Source organism: Streptomyces sp. NPDC029044, from assembly GCF_040637495.1.
Lineage (GTDB): Bacteria > Actinomycetota > Actinomycetes > Streptomycetales > Streptomycetaceae > Streptomyces.
Genome location: NZ_JBEZWN010000020.1, coordinates 41,952 through 66,024, shown reverse-complemented (window position 1 = coordinate 66,024; position 24,073 = coordinate 41,952). Strand labels below are relative to the sequence as shown.

The 24,073-nt window shown below is 69.3% G+C and carries 24 protein-coding genes and 3 pseudogenes; 17 read left to right on the top strand and 10 right to left on the bottom strand.

Annotated features, from left to right (window positions below):
• The first annotated feature begins 53 nt into the window (after positions 1 to 53).
• The 3 genes and pseudogenes from AB0E85_RS18570 to AB0E85_RS18560 all read left to right on the top strand — a co-directional run.
• The gene (locus AB0E85_RS18570; protein WP_361928067.1) at positions 54 to 809 is read left to right on the top strand and encodes a hypothetical protein; all 756 of its coding nucleotides are present in this window, start codon (positions 54 to 56) and stop codon (positions 807 to 809) included.
• A 13-nt stretch (positions 810 to 822) separates the two neighbouring features.
• A pseudogene (locus AB0E85_RS18565) lies at positions 823 to 1,322 on the top strand (IS5/IS1182 family transposase); the annotation flags it as partial.
• Positions 1,323 to 1,943: 621 nt separating this feature from the next.
• Positions 1,944 to 3,125 (top strand): annotated as a pseudogene (locus AB0E85_RS18560) (IS30 family transposase); the annotation flags it as partial.
• A 127-nt stretch (positions 3,126 to 3,252) separates the two neighbouring features.
• On the opposite strand, the gene AB0E85_RS18555 reads toward AB0E85_RS18560, so the two are convergent.
• Both AB0E85_RS18555 and AB0E85_RS18550 read right to left on the bottom strand, forming a co-directional pair.
• Complete coding sequence (locus tag AB0E85_RS18555) at positions 3,253 to 4,227, bottom strand: hypothetical protein (RefSeq protein WP_361928064.1); 975 nt, start codon at positions 4,225 to 4,227, stop codon at positions 3,253 to 3,255.
• A 13-nt stretch (positions 4,228 to 4,240) separates the two neighbouring features.
• Complete coding sequence (locus AB0E85_RS18550; RefSeq protein WP_361928062.1) at positions 4,241 to 5,704, bottom strand: APC family permease; 1,464 nt, start codon at positions 5,702 to 5,704, stop codon at positions 4,241 to 4,243.
• 423 nt (positions 5,705 to 6,127) lie between these two features.
• On the opposite strand from AB0E85_RS18550, the gene AB0E85_RS18545 reads away from it, so the two are divergent.
• The gene (locus AB0E85_RS18545; protein ID WP_361928059.1) at positions 6,128 to 6,697 is read left to right on the top strand and encodes a hypothetical protein; all 570 of its coding nucleotides are present in this window, start codon (positions 6,128 to 6,130) and stop codon (positions 6,695 to 6,697) included.
• 113 nt (positions 6,698 to 6,810) lie between these two features.
• A pseudogene (locus AB0E85_RS18540) lies at positions 6,811 to 6,942 on the top strand (hypothetical protein); the annotation flags it as partial.
• Between the two features lie 253 nt (positions 6,943 to 7,195).
• Here AB0E85_RS18540 and AB0E85_RS18535 read toward each other — a convergent pair.
• The 6 genes from AB0E85_RS18535 to AB0E85_RS18510 form a co-directional block, all read right to left on the bottom strand.
• A complete protein-coding gene (locus tag AB0E85_RS18535) occupies positions 7,196 to 7,606 on the bottom strand; it encodes a hypothetical protein (RefSeq protein ID WP_361928056.1) in 411 nt (136 codons plus the stop codon).
• Positions 7,607 to 7,748: 142 nt separating this feature from the next.
• Positions 7,749 to 8,231 carry an NADAR family protein gene (locus tag AB0E85_RS18530; RefSeq protein ID WP_234761239.1) on the bottom strand — a complete coding sequence of 161 codons (483 nt, stop codon included), beginning with the start codon at positions 8,229 to 8,231 and terminating at the stop codon, positions 7,749 to 7,751.
• Positions 8,232 to 8,280: 49 nt separating this feature from the next.
• Entirely contained in the window at positions 8,281 to 8,520 is a 240-nt protein-coding gene (locus tag AB0E85_RS18525) for a hypothetical protein (protein ID WP_361928054.1), read from the bottom strand.
• A 267-nt stretch (positions 8,521 to 8,787) separates the two neighbouring features.
• The gene (locus AB0E85_RS18520; protein ID WP_361928051.1) at positions 8,788 to 9,642 is read right to left on the bottom strand and encodes a YwqG family protein; all 855 of its coding nucleotides are present in this window, start codon (positions 9,640 to 9,642) and stop codon (positions 8,788 to 8,790) included.
• Between the two features lie 354 nt (positions 9,643 to 9,996).
• A complete protein-coding gene (locus tag AB0E85_RS18515; RefSeq protein ID WP_361928049.1) occupies positions 9,997 to 10,656 on the bottom strand; it encodes an SMI1/KNR4 family protein in 660 nt (219 codons plus the stop codon).
• Positions 10,653 to 11,003 (bottom strand): hypothetical protein, encoded by a 351-nt coding sequence (locus AB0E85_RS18510; protein WP_361928047.1) that lies wholly within the window; start codon positions 11,001 to 11,003, stop codon positions 10,653 to 10,655. Before AB0E85_RS18510 ends, AB0E85_RS18515 begins: the two co-directional genes overlap by 4 nt.
• Before the next feature lie 599 nt (positions 11,004 to 11,602).
• On the opposite strand from AB0E85_RS18510, the gene AB0E85_RS18505 reads away from it, so the two are divergent.
• From AB0E85_RS18505 to AB0E85_RS18450, 12 genes are all read left to right on the top strand, one after another.
• A complete protein-coding gene (locus tag AB0E85_RS18505; RefSeq protein WP_361928045.1) occupies positions 11,603 to 12,454 on the top strand; it encodes a glycoside hydrolase family 97 N-terminal domain-containing protein in 852 nt (283 codons plus the stop codon).
• On the top strand, positions 12,451 to 13,536 hold the full coding sequence (locus tag AB0E85_RS18500) for a glycoside hydrolase family 97 catalytic domain-containing protein (RefSeq protein WP_361928042.1): 1,086 nt from the start codon (positions 12,451 to 12,453) through the stop codon (positions 13,534 to 13,536). The genes AB0E85_RS18505 and AB0E85_RS18500 overlap by 4 nt, the downstream gene beginning before the upstream one ends.
• Positions 13,537 to 14,001: 465 nt before the next feature.
• Entirely contained in the window at positions 14,002 to 16,776 is a 2,775-nt protein-coding gene (lanL, locus tag AB0E85_RS18495; protein ID WP_361928040.1) for a class IV lanthionine synthetase LanL, read from the top strand.
• Positions 16,773 to 18,563, top strand: coding sequence for an alpha/beta fold hydrolase (locus tag AB0E85_RS18490; protein ID WP_361928038.1), 1,791 nt, complete (start codon positions 16,773 to 16,775; stop codon positions 18,561 to 18,563). The genes lanL and AB0E85_RS18490 overlap by 4 nt, the downstream gene beginning before the upstream one ends.
• A gap of 30 nt (positions 18,564 to 18,593) precedes the next feature.
• Positions 18,594 to 18,749 carry a hypothetical protein gene (locus AB0E85_RS18485; protein ID WP_361928035.1) on the top strand — a complete coding sequence of 52 codons (156 nt, stop codon included), beginning with the start codon at positions 18,594 to 18,596 and terminating at the stop codon, positions 18,747 to 18,749.
• A gap of 53 nt (positions 18,750 to 18,802) precedes the next feature.
• Complete coding sequence (locus tag AB0E85_RS18480; protein ID WP_361928033.1) at positions 18,803 to 18,967, top strand: hypothetical protein; 165 nt, start codon at positions 18,803 to 18,805, stop codon at positions 18,965 to 18,967.
• 77 nt (positions 18,968 to 19,044) lie between these two features.
• Positions 19,045 to 19,179 carry a hypothetical protein gene (locus AB0E85_RS18475; RefSeq protein WP_361928031.1) on the top strand — a complete coding sequence of 45 codons (135 nt, stop codon included), beginning with the start codon at positions 19,045 to 19,047 and terminating at the stop codon, positions 19,177 to 19,179.
• Positions 19,180 to 19,193: 14 nt separating this feature from the next.
• Positions 19,194 to 19,358: a hypothetical protein gene (locus tag AB0E85_RS18470; RefSeq protein ID WP_361928028.1), complete on the top strand. Its 165-nt coding sequence runs from the start codon at positions 19,194 to 19,196 to the stop codon at positions 19,356 to 19,358.
• An 81-nt stretch (positions 19,359 to 19,439) separates the two neighbouring features.
• Entirely contained in the window at positions 19,440 to 19,565 is a 126-nt protein-coding gene (locus AB0E85_RS18465) for a hypothetical protein (RefSeq protein ID WP_361928026.1), read from the top strand.
• A 42-nt stretch (positions 19,566 to 19,607) separates the two neighbouring features.
• On the top strand, positions 19,608 to 19,730 hold the full coding sequence (locus AB0E85_RS18460; RefSeq protein ID WP_361928024.1) for a hypothetical protein: 123 nt from the start codon (positions 19,608 to 19,610) through the stop codon (positions 19,728 to 19,730).
• 31 nt (positions 19,731 to 19,761) lie between these two features.
• Entirely contained in the window at positions 19,762 to 21,495 is a 1,734-nt protein-coding gene (locus tag AB0E85_RS18455) for an ABC transporter ATP-binding protein (RefSeq protein ID WP_361928022.1), read from the top strand.
• A complete protein-coding gene (locus AB0E85_RS18450; protein WP_361928020.1) occupies positions 21,488 to 23,233 on the top strand; it encodes an ABC transporter ATP-binding protein in 1,746 nt (581 codons plus the stop codon). Before AB0E85_RS18455 ends, AB0E85_RS18450 begins: the two co-directional genes overlap by 8 nt.
• Before the next feature lie 167 nt (positions 23,234 to 23,400).
• Here AB0E85_RS18450 and AB0E85_RS18445 read toward each other — a convergent pair whose 3' ends face one another.
• Both AB0E85_RS18445 and AB0E85_RS18440 read right to left on the bottom strand, forming a co-directional pair.
• The gene (locus AB0E85_RS18445) at positions 23,401 to 23,616 is read right to left on the bottom strand and encodes a hypothetical protein (RefSeq protein ID WP_361928017.1); all 216 of its coding nucleotides are present in this window, start codon (positions 23,614 to 23,616) and stop codon (positions 23,401 to 23,403) included.
• A 34-nt stretch (positions 23,617 to 23,650) separates the two neighbouring features.
• Entirely contained in the window at positions 23,651 to 24,031 is a 381-nt protein-coding gene (locus AB0E85_RS18440; protein ID WP_361928015.1) for a hypothetical protein, read from the bottom strand.
• Positions 24,032 to 24,073 lie beyond the last annotated feature (42 nt).

The following is a 24,073-nucleotide window of genomic DNA, read 5'->3' as shown; positions in this document are numbered from 1 at the left end:
GCGGGCTTCCTGGGGTGGGTGGGTTGTCAGTGCAGGCGCCTACGGTGTCGGTCATGGAGACGATCTACAAGACTTGGGCAGAGACGGTCGCTCTGTTCGAGCGACGCGGCTTCCCGCAGGAGACCTACGACAACCTGGACGAGGAGGAGTACATCCTGCACCCAGGCCCCGCAGCCCTGCCCGGCTCGCTCTGGTTGGACGACCACCAGTACCGGCATCAGAATCCCTGGATCAAGGCGGGCGGCCGACCCGAGTACGAGGGAATCGACGGCGCGGTCACCGGATACGTCATCGACGGCGACCTCCACGTCGACGGCAACATTCTCAACCTGGACTACGGCAGCCCGTCACTGATCGTGCTCGGCGATCTGAAAGTCGCCAATCTCGTACTCACCGGCACCTCACACCTCCTGGTCCAGGGCGACATCGAGGTCGAGACCTTTCTCGGCAACTCCATCGACCAACACGTCGAGGTACTCGGTGACATGCGTGTCACGCTGGCAATCCTGTGGGACGAGTTCCTTCCCGAGGTCGGAGGCCGTCTGCGCGGGCGGGCCCTTGTACCCGACTACGTCGACCTCGACGACTGCGGCCTGGACGTCGAGGACCCAGCACCGCACGCCGGCCTGTCCGACCTGCTGGTGCCGGAAGTCCTCCTCGCCCACGGCGACACCCCCGGTGAGGACCTCTACCTCGCCGACGCGGGCCTGCTCTGCGAGCACATGAGTGACCGGCTGGTGCGAGGGCTACCCGTGGTACGCGGCGGGCGCACAGTTGCCCCGCTGGAAGAGCTGCCGCAGAAGCAGTAAGAGGTCGTTGAGACCCTGCGGCGGCGAGGCCGCTGGACGCTCCCCGGTGGATCGGGGCAAGCCGGGCCTGAAACGCCCGGTGGCCACTGAGGGCACCGCCCATCCCGCTCGGCATCGTCTCGGCTGGGGCCAACCACCACGACTCCCTTCTGCTCGTGCCCACCCTCATGGCCGCCGACGAGCAGGTCGGCGGGTTTCCCGCCCAAGCCAGCGTGAACCTGGACCGCGGCTACGACAGGGACAAGACGCGTTGGGCGCTCGGGGAGTTGGACTTCACCGACGAGATCGCCCGTAAGGCGTCCCCGCCCCGAATCCAGGCCGGCCATGAGGTGGGTGGAGTGGAGCCCATGCATGGATGAACAGCTTCGGCAAGGTACAGCGCTGCACCGAGAAGCGCAGCCGGGTCGTGGACCTGTCCACTGCGATCGTCACACTGCGTATGCACAGCCGCCGTGCGTCTCAGCGCTACCCGTGGGACGGCCGCCCCTCCCCACCACCAAGCGCCTGAAGTGACGCCTTCACGGGGCGCTCTAAAAACGAACATCCGTGGGGCGGCTGTGCGGCTACCCTGCGGGCATGCCGTACGAGCTCAACGCCGTCATGGGAAGTTTCGACCTGCTCAGGAGCCAGACTGCCGGGATTCGAGAAGCGACTGTCGCCCCGCTCCGACAGCGCATGGGCTGGTGCCTGTCACCAAGCAGCTCCTTGAGGAGCTGACTGGTTTGCTCACCGGTCCGGGTGGCGCCGGGCCTGAGATCAACCATTCACGGGATCAACCATTCACGGTAATTGCCCCAGCCTTCGAGCAGACCTTGAGCTACTGGTCCCGGAGCGGGCCCATGGGGGCCTGGGGCCTCGGGGCCTCCAGACAAGGCTCTTGATCAGGGGGCCATCCGCGCGGCAACCGAGGCGGCATCCTCGTAACGCCCACGGGCCATCAGCCGTATGGCCTCATCAACGTGCCCGCGTTCAATGTCCGGAGCCCCGCCACGTCGCCTCGGGTTCTAATGAACGTCGCAACACCCGACGTCCGGGTGGGCGATGAAAGACAGAAGCACAGTCGGGGGGCGCCCGAACGGTAAGAGGGTGCCCCCCGAGGTCAAGCAGCGGTTCCTCGAACTGATACACGAAGGCGTGAGTATCAGAGAGGCCAGCCGCATCGTCAGCATCAACCGTCGAACTGGCCAGGAGTGGGTCAGCGGGCGCGGTGCACGCGTGAAGACCACGAAGGCAGGACGGAAGACGGTTCGGGCCGCGATCCAGCCGATCGTCGGGGACCCCCGTGAGTTCGAACGCCATCCGCGGGCTGAGGAACGGAACGGCTCACGCTCGATCTCTGCCCGCTTCCTGTCCGAGGAGGAGCGGGTGCGCATCGCTGATCTGCGGCGAGAGAGGAAGTCGATACGGGCAATTGCCGGCGAGCTGAACCGCAGCCCGTCAACGATCAGCCGGGAGATCCGACGCAACGGCACCCCTGACACGAGACCGAACCATCCGGCCCACTACCGCCCGTTCACCGCTCACAGACGGGCGCAGGCACGACTGCCGCGGCCCAAGCCCCGGAAGATCGACCGTTGCCCCGAGCTGCGGGATTTCGTCCAGGCCCGGTTGGACGAGAAATGGAGCCCCGAGCAGATCGCGCACATCCTTCGGCGCGATTTCCCGGACCGCCCGGGGATGCATGTGACGCACGAGTCGATCTACCGAGCTCTGTATGCCCAGGCCAAGACCGGCCTGATGCGGGAGGTCTCGCGGCGCCTGCGGACGGGCCGAAGCATGCGCAAGCGGCGCCGCCGGCCGTATCAGAGGACCCCTCGGTTCACTCACCCGATGGTCCTGATCAGTCAGCGGCCCGCCGAAGCTAACGACCGCAACGTCCCGGGGCACTGGGAAGGTGACCTGATCGTCGGCACGAAGAACGGCTCAGCGATCGGCACTCTGGTCGAACGCAGCACCCGCTACACGCTGCTGGTGCACCTTCCGAACGGGTCCTCTCCCGGGTTCTTCCGGAGAGCGCTGCTCGATGCCGTCAGCGGCCTCCCGGCCAACCTCAAGCGATCCCTGACCTGGGACCCAGGGTCCGAGATGGCGCATCACTATGCGTTCTCGACGGCTTCCGGAATCCCGGTCTACTTCTGCGAGCCTCACAGCCCCCGGCAGCGAGGCATGAACGAGAACACGAACGGCCTGCTGCGGCAGTACTTCCCGAAGGGGACGGATCTTTCCAAGTACGCCAAGGAGGACCTGGAGGCCGCTGCCGCCGAGCTGAACCGCAGGCCTCGGAAGACGCTCGGCTGGGACACCCCAGCCGAGCGCTTCTGCCGGGCTCCTGATGAACGACCCCAACACTCGTGTTGCGACGATTTGTTGAATCCGCCGCCCCGGCGGGGCTCCCGGGGATCGCTCACAGCTGCCACTCCAGGCAGCTTCTCTCGCGTGATCATCAGGACTGAGCCTGTCTCCCCGCGCGGGTTTGACGTAGGACGGTGCGGTGCCACTTGGTGATGACGGCCGCGGGGTCGCCGAAGTAGGACCAAGGCACCGGCGTGGCCCGGCCGTCGACCAGCTCGAAGAGGTGCGCCGCTTCGGAGTGGAGACCGCCTTCGCATGCCGCGTGCAGCAGGTGGTTGAGGTCGGCGACGTCCTGCGCCCGGTCGACGCCGTCCCAGTTGACGATCCATGAATTCCAGGTGCGACGGGTCTCGGCGACCGCCAAGTCGCTTTTCCAGTGCTGGCGCAGGAAGAGCGCCATGTCTCCCTCGTGATCGAGGCGGTAGCGGTATTCCTCGGCCCGTGCGACCTGCAGGAGTACGGCGAGTGGCGAGCCGGCCGGAGTGTTGCTCGCCACATCCCGGGCGAAGTCGTACATGGTTCCGTGTGAGCCGTGCCAGCGCGCGGAGAGGTGGCGCAGCATCTGGTTGTGGGCTTCCCGGTTGTCCTGGTGGCGGAATTGCAGCTCCTGCCACCAGCGGTTGACCAGGGGGTGGCCGCCCGGGTAGAGCCGGGCGATGGTGAGGAGCGACACCCAGGGCACAGGGTCGTGCGGGTACGCGTCGGCCGCCCGGAGGCAGGACCGTACGGCCGTGTCCCGTCGGTCCTGTCCGACGTCGCCGGCGTTCCCGGCGGCCACCGCGAGGTTGAAGCAGCGCATGACCTCTGTGGCCGCGCGCAGCACCAGCGCGTCCGGGGTGTGCGGTTGGGCGGTGTGCCATTCCTCGGCGACGGTGGTGCCGGCCGCGGCGTGGGCGAGCAGGCGGATCCGGTGGGTGCGGCGGTCCCAGTCGTACCCGGTGGCCTGCAGTAGCCCGGGAAGCCCCTGCCAGCGACCGATGGTGATGTCCTCGCGCGCTCTTGCGAGGCCCTGGTCGCCGAGCGTCACATCGAATTGGGGAGTGAACGTCTTGCTTCCCGGAGTCATGGCCTGCGCCCCCTCAGAAGTCCGTGGCTACGGTGTCGTCGGCGGACGAGGCAGGCACAGGCTCCAACCTTTCATACTCTCGCGCGACTTGTTCGGTCTTCGCGGCGTCGAGCCGGTGCGGTCGGTAGTAGGTGCTGCGCCGGTACCAGACCATCGGAATCAGGCCCAGGGCGAGAGCGCCGAGGCCGATCCCGATGGCGGTGGAGTCGAGTGCGCCCAACGACTCGAAGAGGATCCAGAACATGAAGAGCGCCCCGGTCAGCGGCCACAACCCGCCGAACAAGAAGTTCGCCCAGCTCTTCATCAGCACCTTGCGGTAGGCGACCACGACCGCGAGCCCGGCCAGTCCGTAGTAGACGGCGATCTGGAGTCCGATGGCGGCGACTGCGCTGTCCAGGATGTCACCGACCGAACCGAGCGAGTTGGAGGCCACGAAGAGACTGAGGGCGACCGCACCGACGGCCACGAGCGCGACCCAGGGCGTGTGGTAGCGGCGGTGGGAGGTGCCGAGCGCGGCCGGCATGGTGCGGTCGCGGCCCATCGCGAAAAGGGAACGGGTCACCTGGATCAGGGTGGTCTCCAGGGTGGCGATGGTGGACAGCATGACGGCGACGATCAACAGCTTGCCGCCAAAGCCGGGCCAGACGCGCTCGCCGAGGACGGCCAGGACGTTGGCGCTGTTGACCTCGATCTCGTCGGCGGTGAGCAGCATGTTCACCGAGATCGTGAAAACCTCGAACAGGACGAAGACGACGGCGAGGCCGATGAGGCCGGCCAGCCCCGACGTCTTGCGGCTGTTGCGCGTCTCCTCGCTGAGGTTGCTGGTGACGTCCCAGCCCCAGTAGTAGAACGCCGCGATCAACGCGCCTGCCGCGAAGCCCTGTACGCCGTCGAAGTGGCTGAAGCCCAGCCAGGACCAGGAGAAGTGCTCAACCGCGTAGTCGTGAGACAAGGCCGCCATGGCGAAGCCGAGCAGGATGAGCAGTTCGATGCCGGACATGATCATCTGGGCGTGGACCGTCAGTCGCGCCCCCATGAGCACGACGACGAGCATCACCAGGAACCAGGCCGCGCCGACCGCGGTCGCCAGTGCGGTGTTCTCGGCCAGGTCCGGGGCGAACAGGGACAGCGTCATGCTGCCCGCCGGCAGTGAGCCCGCGACCATGAAGATCGTGGCCGAGACCACCAGCGCCCAGCCGCTGAGGAACCCGAGGGAGGGGTGGAGGGCGCGGGCCACCCAGGAGTAGCTGGCGCCGGCGTTGATGTCCAGTCGCCCCAGGTAGTTGAACGCCCAGGCGATGCCGAACATGGGTATCGCGCAGTAGAGCAGCGCGGCAGGGGCGGCGAAGCCGACCGTGCCGACGAGCACGGCAGTGGTCGCCGCGAGCGAGTACGCGGGTGCACTGCCCGCCACGGCCATGACGATGCTGTCGAAAGTGCCCAGGACGTTCGCCTGGAGCCCTTTGGGTCTACTCATGAGGTTCAGCGGTGCCTTCCGATACAGCTGCTGTTTGTTGGTGCCCCGACAGGAGCGGGGGCCGACCCCCGCACAGTCACTGGGACGGCTGGCCAGAGGGCCCCCCGTCCTACTGGAAGATGGCGGCCGAGTCGAGGAGTTGAGGGTGTTGCTCAGCCGACGACTCATCCACCACGGCGGGTTCGGCTTCGGTCCGTCGATCACCGATCGTCAGACATGACCGGCACAGTAGAGCGCCCCACCGGCAAAAATGCCCGCGGCACCCTCCCGCTGCGAATTTGCGTAGTGGATTACGTAGTTGATCGAAGACGCCCGTGAAATCACGCGGACACATCCCGGGAAGACGTCAGTGAAACCACGCAATCGCATACCTGACTGGTGAGCTGGACGCCGTGCTCATTCTCTCTGAGCTAGCCTCACCGCATGCCTCTCACCGTTGATCAATTGGCCGGGTACGTGAATCGGGATCTGGACGCCGATCTGGCGCGCTGGTTCCCCGACGAGCCGCGGGTCGACATCCCGGCGTCGACCCGTCCGGTCGAGCCGTTCCTCACCAGGCTTCCGCGCGACGCCGCGGCGGCGTTGGCGGGCTTCGACCGCAGGGTCCGATCGGGAACCATGCCAGCAGGGTTTCTTGACATATACGACTGGTCGTACGGCTTCGACTTCGCGGCCAACGACTGCCAGATCCTCGACTCCGACTATGAGACGGAGCTTTCCGATGACGATGTGTGGTCCCTCGGCGCCGACGGAGGAGGCAACTACTACGTCGTGCTGGCCAACGGCCGGGTCGCGGTGTGGTTCCACGAGGAAGAGGTCATAGAGGCCGAGACGCAGTTCGACAACCTCGACGTCTTCCTGTGGTCGGTCGTCCGGTACCGCGCCGTGCGTGCCGGCGCCCTCGACCTGGCAGCGGTCGAGGCCGACTTCCGCGCCCTCGGGCAGCCTGGAGTGCTGGCGGAAGGGACCGGGCTCCTCGCCTCACTCTCGTGACGCCAGGCCCGGCACAACGGCAGCGTCGGTTGGGCACCTCGGACACGGGCGGGTACCCAAGGGCACGTGCTGATATGACGTCCCGACTCCGATCCACCTAGACCGGCCACGAACACGGCATCTGGTCGCTGGCGACGGCCGTGGTGGACGGCCGGCCCGTCGTCGTCACCGGCAGCAATGACAAGACAGTGCGGGTATGGGACCAGACCGGGCTTTGGGCGCCCGTCCGCGGAGAGACAGGTTGAACCCCCCGCTGTCGCCGGACCGGCCACAGCGGGGCGAACTACGCCCACGAAGCCTTGCGTTCATCCACTCGGCGATGCGGGCGACGTAGTAGGCCAGCGCGGTGACCACGGGCTGGACGTGGGCTTTCGCCAAGCCGCGGTAGCTGGAGAGGCCCAGGCCGTGGGAGCGGACGTTCCGCGAGAGGGTGGCTTCGATATCGGCCACACACAAACCACCCGAGGTGGGGAAGTTTGGATCGCGGCCACCTGTGTCTCACTCGTAGTAGTCGGTGTACTGGGCCGAGTACTCCTCTACGCGGAAGCCCTCGAAATCGCCCGCCTCTTCGGACTGCAGCAGCCGCTGACGGGCCGCCTCTGCTTCCGGTGTACGAAGGCGTGAGAGGTATGCCTTTGTCTCGGTGAGCCCCTGTCCGCACAGCAGCTGGACATCGATCGAGCACGCGGCGTCCATACTCGCGGTCTTCGCGCTCCAGATGAGGAGTACGTCATCGATGACGCCGGCATTGAACAACTGGACGCAGCAGAGCTTCATCAGTTCGGTGTCGCCCGCGCCGTGAGAGCGTCGCTCACGCTCCGTCTGACCTCTCAGCAGTTCGCGCACTTCGTCCAGGTCGGTGCCGACGGGGTGGAGACCGTAAAGGCGTAGGCTCTCGTCCTCGTCCACAAGTATTACTTCCTCTCTCGGTCTTCGCCTCACACGCTGGCGGTGGGGGACTTATGGCAACGCCAACTGTTCGCGCTCAGCGGCCCCGCACGACTGCTGTCCCACCTGGAGCGCATTTGGCCCGCCGCACGGGTTTCCCGGTTCACGGTCTTGGGCCGCGGCCATCGGCGTCGAGGGCTTCGGCGAGTTCGGCGCGCAATTGGTGGCGGGTGCGCACCAGGATTCGTCCGAGCATGTTCTTTCCGTTCCCGGTCCTGCCCCGACCCCAGTAGTGATCGGTGGTGGTGTCTTCGACGATCTCTTCGTCACCGGTGGACAGCAGAATGTCACGGATATCGGCATGTACACGGAACTTGGTTGCCACCGCACGGCGCATCACGTCGTCCTTGACCCGCTCCCAGTCCCTCCGCAGAGGTTTGGACGAGTCACGGCCCAGCTCCGCCGCTCGCAGCGGCGTGCGCGCACGCCGGATGAGATCCGCGTGGCGGGTGCCCTTGAATTTCTGCGCCTGGAAGTAGTGCTCCGAGGTCGGCCACCAGACCCCGTCAAATTCGAAGCCGTGAGTGGAGAAGTTCGAGAAGCATCCATAAGGGACTTCGTCGGCACCATAGAAATAGATCGTCATGAGAACCTCACGGTTGTAACGGAAACCTGCACGGACCCCCCGCCCTTCGTCAGCAGGACAGGGCAGGACGGAGCGATTCGATCCAGGACGCGAAATCCGCGGACACGACGTCGAAGTCCGCAGGCTCCAGATCGCCCAGACCGGAGGAGAACACGGCGGAGTCCGGGTCATCGGCACGCAGGAGGAATCCTCGGCCACCACCGTCATCGCCGACGAGGAGGAAACCTGGCGCGTACTGCGCGACTTCGTAAGTGGTGTTGCGTTCACCGATGTCCCTCGCCGAGTACACCGCGACACCGGACTCTGTGAGAAGGCCGTCCCGCACACTCCACAGTGCCACCAACGGAGCTGGAAGACTCATCGCCGTCTCAGCCCGCGCTCGCATCACGTCGGCCGGAGTTGCCGCCGCCCTCGAAACCGACCCCGACACCCTGCACCCCTCTCAACACCACTCCGGCCGCCCTGACCAGCAGCGGCACAGCCCCCAGGGCCGCTCCCGAGCAAACCACTGAAACCGAGCAGGTGGCGGCCCCAACATGATCACGATTTACGGGTGCTAGCCCTGCACGATGAGCCGTGCCTCGTCGAATCGGTGGGCGGCGAGATCCGCGAGGCGGATGAGCCAGTAGAGGGCGCCCTCCTCGCCCCAGGTCATCTTCGCCTCGCTGTCGCTGCCGAACTGGGCAAGCAGAACCCAGCGTTTGGCTTCCTGGTCCAGCAGTCGGTCGCCCCAGGTGTGCATGCCGCCGAGTGCCGCGTTCGCGAGCTCGTACTCCACCGGGCCCTGGACGGGCACGGCGTGGCCGCCGATCCGGTGGTCGATCCGGGTGCGCAGCTGCCTGAACGCGCGGACGAACGGTTTGAGTTCGGCCGGGGTGTCGCGGGGGTGGGGCCAGTGCCGAGTGTCGCCGAGCAGAGCGCGCCTGGCCTGGGGCAGCCACAAGTCCGGGGCGCTTTGCCCGGTTTCCGCACTGAGTTCCACGCGCGGGAATGCCTCCAGGACAGGGGGCGTGTCTGCCGGCAAGACCGGGGTGTTCGCCGGGACGTACAGCACCTGGGCCCCGGCCCAGGTCTCAGGGTCGTCGACGGACACGAAGGCGTCTTCGTCCACCTGGCCGTCGAAGTAGAAGAAGAGCAGGGTTCCGTCCTGGGGGAACTCCTCAGCAAGTCCGTCTCGGGGCAGTGCGGCACACCGCACTGAAGCGACGAAGGACAAGGGCCCGTATCCGGGCCACTCGGGCCAGGCGGCCCCGGCCGGAAGCTCCGGGGCCCCGCCGAGGACAGCCACGATCTGCTCGCCGGCTTCGGCCTGGCGCAGGCGTGCGCAGGGGCGCAGGAGCGCTGTCCAGCGCTGAACGAGATCGCCTGAAAGATGCTCGGCAGCAAGCCGGGAGTATGGCTCATCAGTCATGGCATCCATCATTTCCGACCCCACCGACACACCCCCCGAACCCGGGACCCTCACCACAGGATTACGTAGCCAGATACGTGGTTCCACCGAGCCCTCAGTGGGCATGACGACCCACGGTCCGCCCTCTACCACCCCCGACCAATCCACGCGGCTTCCCATTTCGGCGAGTGCGTCGCCGGGCGGAGCCAGATCAATACGTTGAAGGCCAGGACGTATATCTCAGGCTTCAGTTGCTCGGGGGCGCGCTCCAGGATGCCGGTGGCGGCTTGCCGTAGATGCGTCTGGAAAGTCTTCCGTTGCGTCGTAGCAGCAGCGTCTCACTCACGTGGAGCCACCGCGTCGGCTGCGTCGGCTTCACACCGGTCTGAGCGGAAGTCCTGAACGCTCGCGCAGCGATTCGAGTGCGCTGGGGGAAACCGCCCCGATGCGCATTGTCGAGGTGTTGTAGGAATAGTGGGCCACTATGCGGCTCGATCGGTCGACAAAGCTCAACCAGTGACCGCCCCGGTGCAGTTCGCGAGACCCGACGTAGTCCAGCAGTGGCTCGACAGCCTGCAATTGATCGTCACGCAGTCGGCAGGTGGCTTGGCACGGGAGCGCCCCGACCGCCTGCCTGCCGGCGACATTGATCAGGAAGGCCGACAGTCTCCGGGCTTCGCTGTACCACTTCTTGCCCGGCGCGGCCCGCCCGTGGACCCTGGGATCGGGCCAGCCGACATCGTCCGGGCGCACGCTCCACTGCGCGGGCCTATGGTTCTCCACGCAGAAGACCAGGTGTCCGTCCTCAAGGCTCAGGTCCCTGAGAGCGCTCAGCCGGAAAGTGTGCTCGTGACCGCCCGTACCCGTCAGCTCCGGGTGCCTGCCCGCCGCTGCGTAGTAGTCACGCAAGGCGTCCGGCAGGCTGATCCCCAAGCGGTCCTCGGCAGCCGTGATCTCGTCGTCAGCGCATCCGTCCTGTGGAGTCCAGGCGCCGAACGTGGTTGACATGAGGTCCTGGAACACCTCCTTGATCACTGCAAGCCTCCATCCGCATGCACGTCTCTTTCACCGTCGGTTCCCAGGGCGGGCGGTGGGGTGTCGTGGGTGTCGAGCGACCGTTGCCTGTCCTCGTGGGAGGCCTGCCAATCGGCCCCTCGTCCTCCAGACATAGCGGTCAGGTGGTCGAAGACTTCGCCGACCCGGCCGATCGCGACAACCGGGGCGCATACTCGGTCGACCAGTTCCGGGGGCGAGTTACCGTCGGCGGCGATCACGTACAGGGGCCACGCCAGGGTGCCTCGGGCGCCGCTGGCGGTTTCGTACGCCGGGCTGGACATGTCCCTGATGGGCAACCCGCCAAGCACCTCCGTTGCGATGGTCACCGCAGCAGTCCCCAGCACCGGATACGCTCGGACAGGCCAGTCGGTGACTTCACCCACCATCACCATGTCCCCCCTCTGACCAGCCATGACCGTCCAATTGGACGTGATCGAAATGCTAGATGCCCCACGGACGTCAGCCCGCCTTCCGCAGGCGTGCTTCCGCACATGTCCGTGGAGAGTTGCGTAGTTCTACCGACGCGGTGCCGGCTCGCAGCGTCTGGTCGTCGCCGCAGCCGATCGCTACCGGTCACGCCCCGACACGCGACTGTGAGCCTGCGGCAGCAGAGCCCGCCGCCGATGCCGTCGCGTCCCGGTTGGTAGTTGTTTGCTCAGTGATCATTCAGCTCCGGAACACCACCACGTCACCGTTCCGGGCCAGCGTCTGCCGGGGCACCCCATCAGACGCAAAGGACACGCACCACCATGAACCACGGATCTTCCGGCAGAGTCTCCCGAAGGACTGTCATCTCCGCGGCCACAGCGACCGGCGCCGCCCTGACCGTACCCCTGTCGGCGAGGGCTGCGGAGGCCGCGGTCCCGGCTGCCGGCCACGGCCCGGTGGGGGTCGTTTCGCCGTGCGGGCGGGTGCGGGTGGTTCTGTGGGTTTCGGCGGCATCGCGACGTACGCGGTCTGGGTGGACGGTGTCGAGGTCCTTCCGGCCGCTTCGCTCGGCTTGACCCTGGACGACGCCGACTTCACCTCGCGGCTCACGCTGACCGACCGTGGCCGTCCCAGAACCGTGGCCGTCGACTACGAGCTGCTCCAGGGCAAGGTCTCCCAGGTTCGCAAGTCCATGACCGAGCGGGTCGTGACGGTGCGCAACGCCAAGGGCCTGCCCATGGAGATCGTGCTGCGCGCCGACGGCGAGGGCGCCGCGTTCCGCTACCGCTTCCCGGACCGCGGTGACGGCGTAACGCACACCGTGGTGAGCGAGGCCACCGGGCTGACCATGAACGTCCCGACGGACGGCGGCGCGCAGTTCACGCTGCCGTACACCGTGCAGAAGCCGAAGTACCAGGAGTGGTACGTCCCCCGCGACCGCCACACGATCCCCGCCCTCGGCGACGCCACCGCCTCCCCGCGCGGCGCCTCCTTCCCGCTGCTGGCCCGCACCACCGGGGCCGACGGCGAGGAGTGGTGGGTGCTCGCGAGCGAGTCGGGCATGGACGGCACGTACGCGGCCTGCCACCTCGCCCAGCCCGTCCTTGACACGGCCGCACGGCAGGTGACGTACACCATCTCCTTCCCCTACGACGACGAGGCGCTCGGCACGCTCGGCCCGGGCACCCCGCAGGTCGGCGGGGCGTGGCAGACGCCGTGGCGGTTCGTCGCGGTGGGCGCACCGCAGCTCGGGTCGCCGAGACGACGCTCGCCACCGACCTCGGCTTGCCCTGCGCGCTGGACGACACCTCCTGGGTGCGCCCGGGGGCGGCCACGTTCAGCTGGATGATGGACCATGCCAGCCCCAAGAGCCTGGAGCAGAGCATCCGTTGGTTCGACCTGGGCAAGGAGATGGGCTGGCCGTACGCGCTGGTCGACGCCCGCTGGGACCAGATGACCGACGCGGCCGGCAACCGGATCCCGCTGGAGCGGATTGTCGCGGACGCCGAGGCGCGGGGTGTGAAGCTCTTCCTCTGGCACAACTCCGGCGGCGCCAACAACACCGGCACCGGAACGCCGCGCGACCTGATGGTCGACGCCGCCACCCGCCGCGCCCACTTCAAGAAGCTGCGCGACCTCGGCGTGGCGGGCGTCAAGGTCGACATGTGGGAGGCGGACAAGCAGCGGCTCATCGCCTGGCAGCGGGACGTCGTCGAGGACGCCGGCCGCTACAAGCTGCACATCGTCCTGCACAACACCACGATCCCGCGCGGCTGGGACCGCACCTACCCGCACCTCCTCGGCGTCGAGGCGGGCATCGCCAGCGAGCACTACTCCAACACCAAGGCACTCGCCGACCAGATCCCCGAGCAGACCACCATCGCGGCCATCAGCCGCAACGTCGTCGGCGCCTTCGACTACGGCACCACCCTGCTCTCCCCGTACGCCCTCCCGCAGAGCCCGCGCCACACCACCGACGCCCACGAGCTGGCCCTCACCGCCGTCTACCAGTCCGGCTTCAACGGCTTCGCCGACACCCCCGAGGCCTACCTCGGCCAGTCACCCGAGGTCCGCGAGCTCCTCAGCACCGTCCCGGTCGCCTTCGACGAGACCCACTTCCTGGCAGCCGACCCCGGCAGCCATGTCGTCGCCCGCCGCAAGGGCAGCACCTGGTACGTCGCCGGCGTCAACGGCCGCACCCTCACCATGCCGCCCGGCCTGGACACCTCGGCCCCCGACTACGCCCCGCCCACCGGCCAGGCACAACGGCTGACCTTCGACCTGCGCGACCTCGGCATCAGGACCCCGGCCACGCTGCGGATGTTCGCCGACGCCTCGGCCACCAATCGAACCTTGCGCCTGACGACCCCGCGCGGCTCCAGGTTCACCATCGACACGGCCCCGTTCGGGGGATTCATCGCCGTGGTCTGACGCGAGCGCGATGAGAAGGCGCTCCCGTACCGCCGCTTGACCGTTACCGAACCCGCCGTGTCCAGTGTCCCGTCCGCCGAGCGGCCCTTCCGCAGCCCCTGCACCGTGGAGATCCATCTGCCCTGCGTCCACCGCAGCCCACACCAAGCCCACGGAACCTGGCACGGTCTCCGCACCGCGTCCGGATGGGCCCCTCCTGCATGGTGGGCGGTGCTACGGACTCCCACCGCCCACCATGACTTGGCCTGACCGTTTGGGCACGACCGTCCGGTGAGCCGCAGGCGCAGCCACCCCAGCTGGACGTGGACGCACTACGGCTGACGTCCCAACTCGGTATAGGGATCTCCCCAATGCTGTGGGAGGCGGCAGTACGAAGAATCGATCGTGTTCGCAGGAAGGGGCGGCCGGAGACGGTTCTCCCGCCTTTCCTCCGGCCTTCCCCGCACGCTCGATCTTGGAGTCCTTGTGGCACTGGGCAACCCTGTGGCCGGCGACACCGGCTTTCCTCTGCAGGCACTGGTGCGCTTCGTGCTCGACGACGCGGGCACGCCGGACTGGGAGACCGCCGAGAGCGGCTTCTGGTGCCGGGTCGGGCCGGTGGAGCAGGAGCGCCGGGTGCAGGGCTGGAAGCTGCACGTGTCCGCGACCCCGCTCTCGGCGCCCGAGGTACTGGCCCGGGCCACGCGGGTGCTGGTACGTCACCGCTGTCCGTTCAAGTTCGCCGCGCGCGCCGAGTACGTCGAGGAACTGACGGGCATACGGTACGACCGCGCCCAGTGCGGCAAGTTCATCACCGCCTACCCTCGTGACGACGACCAGTTGCGGGCCCTGGCCGAGGAACTGGACCAGGCCACGGCCGGGTTGCCGGGCCCCCGCATCTTGTCCGACCGCCCGTACCGCCCGGGCAGCCTGGTCCACTACCGCTACGGCGTGTTCCGCGGCGTCCCTCACGTGAGCAACGAGGGCGTGCACCAGGCCAGGCTCCAGGCCCCCGACGGCAGCGCGGTCGAGGATCTGCGCAACCCCTGGTTCTCACCGCCTCCCTGGGCGGAGTTGCCGTTCCCCGGCGCACCTGGCAGGCCCGCGAAAGCACCGAAGGCGCCCCGGCAAGTGCTGCTGCGGGACCGCTACGCCGTCCACGACGCGATCCGGCACTCCGCCCGCGGCGGTGTCTACCGCGCGGTGGACCGGCAGACCGGCGACGACGTCATCGTCAAGGAGGCCCGCGCGCACGTCGGAAGCTGGTACACGGGACTTGACGCACGGGACGGACTGCGCGCGGAGGCTGCGGCGCTGACCGGACTGGCCGGGCTCGGCCCCGGCCTCGTCGAGCTCTTCGACCATGAGGACCGCACCTTCCTCGTCGAGACCGTCGTGCCCGGGGTGACCCTGGCGCGCTGGGTCAACGAAAGGTTCGCCGCACTGCGGGACTTCGGCACCGGACTGCCCGTCGACGACGTGCGCGACATGGCGCTCCGGCTCACCCGCCTGCTCGGCGAGATCCACGACCGGGGCCTGGTCTACCGGGACTTCACCCCCAACAACGTGATGGTGACCCCGGACGGTGAACTTCGGCTCATCGACCCCGAGTTCGCGGCCCGCACAGGGGAGTGGGGAACCCGCGCGTACACCCCGGGCTACGGTGCCCCCGAGTATGCAGGCGGTCCCCGGTACGGCCCGGTGCCGGGGTTCACCGTGGATCTCTTCGCTCTGGGCGCCGCCATCTTCTTCCTGGCTACCGGCACCCACGCGGCCTTCGCGGCCGACGAACCGGCGGACTGCCGTACGGTCGTGGAGCGGCTCGACGATGTCCTGGCACTCGCCGTCGAGCACAACGCGGCGGCCCGGACGCTGGCGCCGGCGGTGCGCGGACTGTGCGCGCAGGATCCGGAGGACCGCTGGTCGACGGCACGGCTCATCGACTGGCTGGAGGACCACGCGGAAGAGCCACGTCCTACCCCCTCCGGGTTTCTGCCGCGCCCCCGCGACCCCGGAGGGGACCCGGTGGACCGGCTCATCGACGACGGCCTGAATCACATGCTGGCGACCATGGCCGACGACGGCGCCGAACGGCTCTGGCAGAGCACCCCCTTCGGCGGCAGCACGGACCCGTGCAACGTCCAGCACGGCGCCGCGGGAGTCCTCGTCACCCTCGCCCAGGCCGACGCCGCGCTCTCCCGTCCTGACCTGCGGGCAGCCATGGCCAGAACGGCATCCTGGCTCACCACCCGCCTCGACCTGACCGACGCCCGACCTCCTCTGCCCGGCCTCTACTTCGGCCGCGCGGGCACCGCCTGGGCACTCCACGACGTGGCCCGGCGCCTCGACGACACCGGCCTCGCCGAGCGCGCGGAACGGCTGGCGCTGGCCCTGCCCCTGCGCTGGGAGAACCCGGATCTGTTCCACGGCGCGGCCGGAGCCGGCCTGGCGCAGGTGCGTCTGTGGCGGGCGACCGGCCGCCAGGAGTTCCTGGACCGGGCGGCAGCATGTGCCGACGGCCTCGCCGAAGCGGCTGTGCGCGGCGACGACGGGGTGTTCTGGCCCGTCCCCGCGGACTTCGACTCCGCGCTCGCCGGCATCACCCACCTCGGCTACGCCCATGGCGTCGCGGGAGTGGGCGCCTTCCTCCTGGAAGCCGCCCTGGCCACCGGCCGCGAGGACCTCCTCGCCCTGGCCCGCGGGGCGGGCGACACCCTGACCCGCGCCGCCGAACGCGGCGCCTCGGGGGCACGCTGGCGCACCGACCGCACAGCGGAGAACGGCACCGGGATGCTGTACCACCTGTGCAGCGGCGCCTCCGGAGTCGGCACCTTCCTGATCCGGCTGTGGCGTGCCACCGGCGAGGACACCCTGAGGGAACTGGCCGAGGAGGCGGCGACCGCCGTCCACCGCGCCCGCCCGTTCACGGGGACCGCCGTCTGCCACGGGCTGGCCGGCAACGGGGACTTCCTGCTCGACATGGACCAGGCCCTCGGCGGGCCGTACCGCGCCATGGCCGAGGACCTCGCCGCCACCCTCAACACCCGGCACACCCTGCGGAACGGCCGTGCACTGTTGCCCGACGAGAGCGGAACGCGCGTCACCGTCGACTACGGCGTCGGCCTGGCCGGAACCGTCTCGTTCCTGCTGCGCCTGCGACACGGCGGTCCGCGCCCGCTGCTCGACGACGCCGGGCGACCCGGGCGGGGCGTCGCCCCGGTCACCGCGATCGTCACCGGGGCCGACGAGGTGCCCGCATGAGGCCCCGGACCCTTCACCGCGTCAGCAGAGCGTTCTCCCCGAACGGGCTGCGGGCGGTCTGCGTGGCCCACGACGAGGCCGGCACCCGCCACCTGGAGACATGGGAACTCACCGACGCCGGCCCGCGCAGAAGGCTGAGGATCACCCTCGACGGGGAACTGCCGCTGACCCAGTGCGTGGCGCTCGACGACGGCCGCGCCCTGCTCTCCTGGCACGAGCCTGGCGGTGTCCAGCGGATCGACCTGTTCGACCGGACCGGCGGACGCCGGCCCCTCGGCCCCTGTCCGACACCGCTGCGCCTGCTGCCCGGCCTGGACCTGCCCGGCTGGATGGCCACGGCCATAGCCTACGGAGCGGACGACCATTCCACGGTCTTCCGCGTCGGTAACCACGAGCCCTGGCTCACGCCGATCACGCGGCTGCCCGGACGGCTGGGCGGCGCCGCGGCGATCGGCGCCTGCCTGGCGGTCACCGCGGTCGTCGACGGGAGACCGACTCCCCTGCGGATCGACCCCGCCGTACCCGAGCGGGACAGGGTCACCAGGCTCGCCGGCGCCGACTTTCGTACAGACGCCCACGTCCTGCTGTCCCGCGCGGGCCGGGTGCTGCTGGCCGTGAACACCGACGCCGGGTTGCGCCTGGGAGTGGCGAGCGACATGGCCGTACGTCTCCTGGACGGCCCGCAACCCGCGGACTCGACCGTCACGCCGCTGGCTCTGGACCCGACGGGCAGTCGCCTCGCCGCCGCGGTGAACCGGGGTGCGCGCTCCGAACTCGCCCTGTACGACATGGAGTCCGGTGCCCTTCGCCAGGTGGCGACGCCCCCTGGAGTCCTTGGGCCGGAGGCGGCCTGGACCGACCGGGGACTGTGGCTGCCGTTCTCGGGCCCGACCAGGCCCACCGTCTTCGGGTGGATGGGGCCGCGGGAGAGCGAACTGTGGTGGGAGGAAGCCCAGTCCGGACGGCATCCCGCCCGACTGGAACGGCTGCCCGGCGCGGCAGGCCCCGTCGAAGCCGTGGTCTACGGGCCGGACTGGCGTGGCGGTGCCCCGGTGGTGATCGCGCTGCACGGCGGGCCCGACCGGCACTGGACGCTCGGCTTCGACGCCCTGTTCCAGTTGTTCGCCGACGCCGGTCTCGCCGTGATCGCGCCCAACCAGCGCGGCAGCACGGGCTACGGACGTGAACACGCGGATGCCATCCGGGGCGCATGGGGCGGACCCGATCTCGCCGACATCCGTGCACTGCGCGCCTACGTCGACAAAACACGCGGACCGGGCGCACCCCGGCCGGCGGTCTACGGCAGCAGCTACGGCGCCTTCCTGGCCCTGCTGGCGACGGCCGCCGACCCCGACGGATGGTCCGGGTGTGTGGCCGTGGCGCCGTTCAGTTCCGTATCGTCCCTGTACGCGGACGCGAATCCGCCGACCCGCAACCTCATCGACCGGCTGGCGGGCCACGGCGACGTGGACGACGCACTCGGGCCGCGCGACCTGCTGCGACTGGCGGAGCGGATCCGCACGAGGGTGTTTCTCCTCCACGGACGCCTCGACGAGACCATCCCCGTGTCCCAATCACGGGCGTTGGCGCACCGGCTGATCGACGCGGGACACGGCCATGTCACCTACCGGGAGCCCGCTGACCGGGGGCACGCGGCCTTCACCGCGCTGGCGAACACCCCGCAACCGCGCGAGATCACAGACTTCCTGAGCCTGCCCGACGCCCGTCGCGGGGCGTCCGAGGGCCAGGGACACCGGCCGCCTCTCGCGGCCGCGGCACACCACTGACAGCAACACCGAGGGAAGGGAGGTGAATTCATGGACATGGAACTCGAGACCGAGGCGCTCCAGCTGCTCGGTCCGGCCGACGCGTCGCTGTACATCGGCGAGCTGGACCCGAACACCTGCGGCATCACCTGCGACGGCGCCACCTGCAAGGGCACCTGCGGCGTCTCCTGCACCGTCACCGGCTGATCCGGTGATCGGGCGGAACCGGAACGACACCCGAGAGGAGGTGACCTACGGAAATGGACAACATCGACATGGGCCTCGACACCCTCCAGTTGCTGAACAGCGAGGAGGCACGGCTTTCCATCGTTGAACGGGAGCCGGGTGACTGCGGCACGTTCACCTGCGCGATGAGCTGCAACTACAGCTGCGACATCACGTGCAACGTCAGCAACGTCTTCTGACGAACCGGCCGGGCGCGCGAATCGGGCGCGCCCGGCCGGGCACCCAGCGTACCCACGGAAGAATAGAGAACAGTGTGATGGATATCGACGCGGACGCGCTCCAGCTCCTGCACGCCGAGGAGAGCGAGTTGTACCTCGGCGAACGGGACGGGGAGTCCTGCGCCCAGACCTGCGCCCAGACCTGCGAACGAACCTGTCTGGTCACGGGCTGATGCGGCTCGCGGAAGTGGAGACCACCCTCGAACTGGACCCGGACGTTCTCCAGGTGCTGGACAGTGAGGAGGCGCGGCTCTCCATCGTAAGCCGCGACCCCGGGCAGTGCGACTTCACCTGCGCGCTGAGTTGTTTCGCCAGCTGCCAGAACACCTGCGAAGACACCCGGATTGTCTGACGAACCCGTGCCGGCCGGGCACCCTCGGGTGGCCCCGGCCGGTCACCGGCTTGCCCAGAGACCGAAGAGAGACACGTTCCCATGGAAATTGAGATGGACGCCCTCCAGCTCCTCGTCGCCGAGGAGAGCCGGCTGTACGGCGGCGGCCTGGAGCCCGAACCCTGCGGCAGCACCTGCAAGATCACCTGCTGGTTCTCGGTCCAGTAGCCGGACGCGCTCCCACCGCCAGACGACGGAGAGGTCCGGAACATGGCCGACACCGACATCGAGGCCCTGCAACTGCTGAACGGCGAGGAGACGCACCCGCAAGCGGTCGAGTGCGGCATCACCCTCGACGACGCTGTCACCCGCACCTGCGGCACCACCTGGTAACGCGCGGACAACGAACAAAGGAGAGACCGACATGGCCCCGGACGGAAGCCGTGCGCTACTGCTGAGCACGGCGGCCCGTGTCCGCGGCCCGCTGGCCGCCCTGGTGACCCTCATGGTCACCAGGGCACTGCTGGGTCTGGCCACGCCCACGCTGCTCGCGGCGTCGGTGAAGGCCGCGCTGGACGGCGGTGACGCCGTACGCCCGGTGGCCCTGCTCGGCGCCGCGGTCATGATGTCCGGTCTCCTGGACGCCATGATCGCCCCGTTGGGCGCTTCCGCCGTGGGACGTGCGGGGGCCTGGCTCCAACTGCGGTCTGTGGGACATCTGCTGACGTTCGGCCACCGCTCGTCGCTGCCGCCCGGTGACGCCACGGCCCGGGTGGTGCAGGCCGCGCCGGGCACGGCGGGGCTCACGGTGACGGTCGCGAGTTCGGTGATCTCCTTGGCCAGTTCCGTGGTCGCGCTCGGTCTGCTGTGGTGGATCGACGTCTGGGCGGGACTGGTCTTCACCCTCGCAGTACCCGCGGTCGTGTTCGTGTCCCGGCGGTTCATCGGCGGCGCGACCGCGGCGCAGGCCGGCTATCTGGAGGCCCAGTCCGCCATCGCCGCCCGCCTGCTCTCGGCGCTCACGGGCGCCCGCACCATCAAGGCCGCCGGCACCGTGGACGCCGAGACCGACAGGGTGCTCGCACCGCTGCCCGGACTCTCCGCGGCCGGACAGGCACTGTGGAACCTACAGCGCGGCACCGTATGGCAGTTGAAGCTGCTGATCCCGCTGACGCAGGTTCTCGTTCTGGCGGTCGCGGGCTTCGGCGTGGCGTCCGGCCGGACCGGCCCGGCAGACCTGCTCGCGGTGACCGGATACCTGGCCCTCGCCTCCGGCGCGCTCTCCCAGATCGACGTCCTGCTGGAGATCGCCCAAGTCCGCGCCGGAACCGCCCGCCTCGCCGAGATCCTCGCCCGCCCCGGCCCAGCGGACGGCACTCGGCACGCCCCTCCGGCCGACCCGGGCGAGGTGGTGCTGCGCGAGGTGACTGTCACCCAGGAAGGCAGACCCGTACTGGACCGGCTGGACCTGCGCCTGCCGGCCGGGTGCTCCGTCGCGCTGGTGGGCCGCTCCGGCACCGGCAAGAGCCTGGTCGCCGGACTGATCGGCCGGCTCTCCGACCCCGACAGCGGGCACGTCCTGCTGGACGGCGTGCCGGTCGACGAGCTGCCCCTGACGGAACTGGGCCGCCAGGTCACCTACGCCTTCGACCGTCCGGCGCTCACCGGCGCCACCGTCCACGACGCCATCACCTACGGCAGGCCCGACCTGGACCATGCCGATGTCGTCGAGGCCGCCCGAGCGGCACACGCCGACACCTTCATACGCCGACTGCCGCATGGATATGACACCCCGTTGGCGAACGCCCCCATGTCCGGCGGCGAACGCCAGAGGATCGGTCTGGCACGCGCCCTGGTCCGCCCCGCGCGTGTGTACGTCCTCGACGACGCGACCTCCGGGCTGGACACCGTCACCGAAGCCGAGGTGACCGAAGCGATCACGACCCGGCTCCACGGCCGCACCCGGCTGATCGTGGCCCACCGCGCGGCGACCGCGGCCCGCTGCGACCTCGTGGCGTGGCTGGACGGCGGACGCGTCGTGGCACTCGCCCCGCACACGGAACTGTGGCACGACGACCGATACCGCGCGGTCTTCGCGGAGGCCGAAGCCGAGGCCGGCACCCCGGCACACGACGGACAGGAGACAGCCGATGTCTAGCGTGGTGAGCAAAGACGGGCTGCGTCTCCTGCGCTCGGGACTGCGCGGCAGCCGACGCCCGCTGACCCGGCTGGCGGCCTGGTCGCTTCTCGAGGCGTCCCCCGCCCTTGCCTCCGGCTGGCTGACGGCCGCCGCGATCGACCGGGGTTTCCTGGCGGACCGTCCGTTCACGGGCCTCGCCTGGCTGGGGTTGCTGGCCGTCCTCTACGGGGTGCGGGCCGGCGCCGAGCGGGCGATGTTCCCGCACTTCGCCGCCGTCGTCGAACCGCTGCGGGACCATCTGGTACGTGCCCTCGTCGGCGCCACGGTCGAACAAGCCGCCCGGCGGGGCCGAGCCGACTCCGCGTCGGTGGCCCGGCTGACCCGTCAGGTGGAGCTGGTTCGCAACCTGGTCGCCACTTTGCTGCGGACGGCCCGCCCGCTCGCGGTCACCCTGGTCGCGGCGGTGACCGGGTTGTTGTTGCTCGACCCTGTCGCGGCGGCCGTCGTGCTGCCTCCGCTGCTCTGCGTCCTGCTGGTGTTCCCGCTGACGCTGCGCGCCATGATGCGCCGGCGCCGCGCGGTGGTCCTCGCCGAGGAACAGGTGGCCGTACGGACCGGGGAGGCACTGGGCGCTGCACGCGACATCTTCGCCCTCGGCGCGCGGGACCACGCCGTCAGCCAGGTCGAGGCGGCGACGGACGCGTATGTCCGGGCAGGCGTGTCCGCAGCCAGGTTCGGGGCGGTACGCGTGCTGCTCGTCTTCCTCGGCGGTCATCTGCCGCTGCTTGCGCTCCTGCTCACCGGGCCGTGGCTGGTGACGACGGGCCGGATCAGCGCCGGTGAACTGGTCGGCGCGATCACCTATGTGACGGGTTCCCTGATCGGTGCGCTCGCGTCCGTCACCGGATCCGTCGGCGGCTACTGGACCCAGCTCGGCAGCACCCTGACCCGGCTGGCGGAGACCGCGGGCATCGAGCCGGAGGCGCCCACCGGCACGGCCTCCTCCGCCGCCTCCGCGCCCGACGGCTTCCGGCTGACCGTCGAACGCCTCACCTTCGGCTACGGTCCGCACGCCGAGCCCGTCCTGCGCGACCTCTCCCTGGACGTCCCGGAAGGCGAGCATCTGGCGATCGTCGGCGCCAGCGGCATCGGCAAGTCCACCCTGGCGGGTCTGCTGGCGGGTCTGGAAACTCCCGGCTCGGGCACGGTGCGGCTCGGAGGGAGCGACCTCACCCGGCTCGACCCGGGGCTCAGGGCCCGAAGTGTCGTCCTGGTCCCGCAGGAGGCCTACGTCTTTCACGGCAGCGTCCGCGACAACCTCCGATATCTGGCGCATGCCGGGACCGATGCCGAACTCGCCGGTGCGGTCAAGGAGGTGGGCGCAGATGCCGTGATCGAACGACTCGGCGGCCTGGACGCCGAACTCACCGACCCGACAACCCAGTTGTCCGCCGGAGAGCGACAACTGCTGGTCCTCGCACGGACCTTCGTGTCACCGGCTCGGGTTGTCATCCTCGACGAGGCCACTTGCCACCTGGATCCGGCGGCCGAGGCCCGCGCCGAGAGAGCCTTCGCCGCCAGGCCGGGCACTCTGATCGTCATCGCCCACCGCATAGCCTCAGCCCGACGCGCCCGACGCGTCCTTCTTCTGGATGGCGAGCGGGCCTGCTCAGGTACCCACGAGGAACTGCTCGCCGAATCCGCCGGCTACGCGGCGCTCACCGGACACTGGAGCCCCTGGATGGCCACCGGGTGATGCTGACGTCCCCGCCGCCGGGCAAACGGCGGCCACCACATCGTTTTCACATCAACCTTGTCGCATCCGGCCCCGCGCAGCAGACATAACGCCTCCCGGCCTGCATTCCGTACCGCTGCCACGAGGCGCCGCGGCCCTCGGCGGACTTCCTGGCCGGGCCGGAGGGATCACCTGCCCCCGTCACGCACGAGAAGCATCTCGCCGCCCGCATCCAGGGCACCGTCGACAAAGGCCGGCAACTTGTCGCCGAGAAGCCACTCGACCTCCTCGGCGTCATCGTCGTCTCCGCTCGGGAGCAGCTCGTAGTCGTCGTGGATCCGGTCGGTGTCGAAACCGGCGAGCTCGGCGCGGATGCGGTCGAGGTCGGCCTTCGACGCGAGCATGGGAAAGGGCCAGGGGGCCGCGTCGGGCGCCGCTTCACGCCACGGAAATGCCCAGCACCGCCCCCACAGGTCGGCGAGTGTCGTCAGGCCCCAAGCGCGAAACGCCTCGTCGAGCTGGTGCCAGCCACATCCCGGCAGGGTCAGCGCGCCCAGCGGGGTGCCGAGAGTGGGGCTGAGGAGCTCCAGCAGCCATGTGTACCCGCCGGAACGGGACCGGATCGAGCCGGTCGGCGACGATCTCCCGTAGCGCGGGCTCCACTTCAATCGCCTTGGTGGCCCGCAGCAGCTCGTGGGCTTTCGTGAGTTCCCCGATCCGGCCAAGGGCGGTCCGGACGAGCCTGTCGTCGTCGGAGCCGACAATCGCCAGGAAGGCATCAGCGTCGATCGCGTACGCCGACAGGTACTGTTCTGTCATCTCGTCTCCTCTTCCCGGCGGTCGCGTCGAGGACCGGACCGC

What these genes read in the sequence shown, in the direction of transcription:
- AB0E85_RS18465 (WP_361928026.1), top strand. Translation starts at nt 19,440, where the DNA reads ATGGAAATTGAGATGGACGCCCTCCAGCTCCTCGTCGCCGAGGAGAGC.
- AB0E85_RS18570 (WP_361928067.1), top strand. Translation starts at nt 54, where the DNA reads ATGGAGACGATCTACAAGACTTGGGCAGAGACGGTCGCTCTGTTCGAG.
- AB0E85_RS18550 (WP_361928062.1), bottom strand. Translation starts at nt 5,704, where the DNA reads ATGAGTAGACCCAAAGGGCTCCAGGCGAACGTCCTGGGCACTTTCGAC.
- AB0E85_RS18480 (WP_361928033.1), top strand. Translation starts at nt 18,803, where the DNA reads ATGGACAACATCGACATGGGCCTCGACACCCTCCAGTTGCTGAACAGC.
- AB0E85_RS18485 (WP_361928035.1), top strand. Translation starts at nt 18,594, where the DNA reads ATGGACATGGAACTCGAGACCGAGGCGCTCCAGCTGCTCGGTCCGGCC.
- AB0E85_RS18555 (WP_361928064.1), bottom strand. Translation starts at nt 4,227, where the DNA reads ATGACTCCGGGAAGCAAGACGTTCACTCCCCAATTCGATGTGACGCTC.
- AB0E85_RS18545 (WP_361928059.1), top strand. Translation starts at nt 6,128, where the DNA reads ATGCCTCTCACCGTTGATCAATTGGCCGGGTACGTGAATCGGGATCTG.
- AB0E85_RS18475 (WP_361928031.1), top strand. Translation starts at nt 19,045, where the DNA reads ATGGATATCGACGCGGACGCGCTCCAGCTCCTGCACGCCGAGGAGAGC.
- AB0E85_RS18530 (WP_234761239.1), bottom strand. Translation starts at nt 8,231, where the DNA reads ATGACGATCTATTTCTATGGTGCCGACGAAGTCCCTTATGGATGCTTC.
- AB0E85_RS18445 (WP_361928017.1), bottom strand. Translation starts at nt 23,616, where the DNA reads ATGCTCGCGTCGAAGGCCGACCTCGACCGCATCCGCGCCGAGCTCGCC.
- AB0E85_RS18455 (WP_361928022.1), top strand. Translation starts at nt 19,762, where the DNA reads ATGGCCCCGGACGGAAGCCGTGCGCTACTGCTGAGCACGGCGGCCCGT.
- AB0E85_RS18440 (WP_361928015.1), bottom strand. Translation starts at nt 24,031, where the DNA reads ATGACAGAACAGTACCTGTCGGCGTACGCGATCGACGCTGATGCCTTC.
- AB0E85_RS18500 (WP_361928042.1), top strand. Translation starts at nt 12,451, where the DNA reads ATGATGGACCATGCCAGCCCCAAGAGCCTGGAGCAGAGCATCCGTTGG.
- AB0E85_RS18460 (WP_361928024.1), top strand. Translation starts at nt 19,608, where the DNA reads ATGGCCGACACCGACATCGAGGCCCTGCAACTGCTGAACGGCGAGGAG.
- AB0E85_RS18490 (WP_361928038.1), top strand. Translation starts at nt 16,773, where the DNA reads ATGAGGCCCCGGACCCTTCACCGCGTCAGCAGAGCGTTCTCCCCGAAC.
- AB0E85_RS18520 (WP_361928051.1), bottom strand. Translation starts at nt 9,642, where the DNA reads ATGACTGATGAGCCATACTCCCGGCTTGCTGCCGAGCATCTTTCAGGC.
- AB0E85_RS18450 (WP_361928020.1), top strand. Translation starts at nt 21,488, where the DNA reads ATGTCTAGCGTGGTGAGCAAAGACGGGCTGCGTCTCCTGCGCTCGGGA.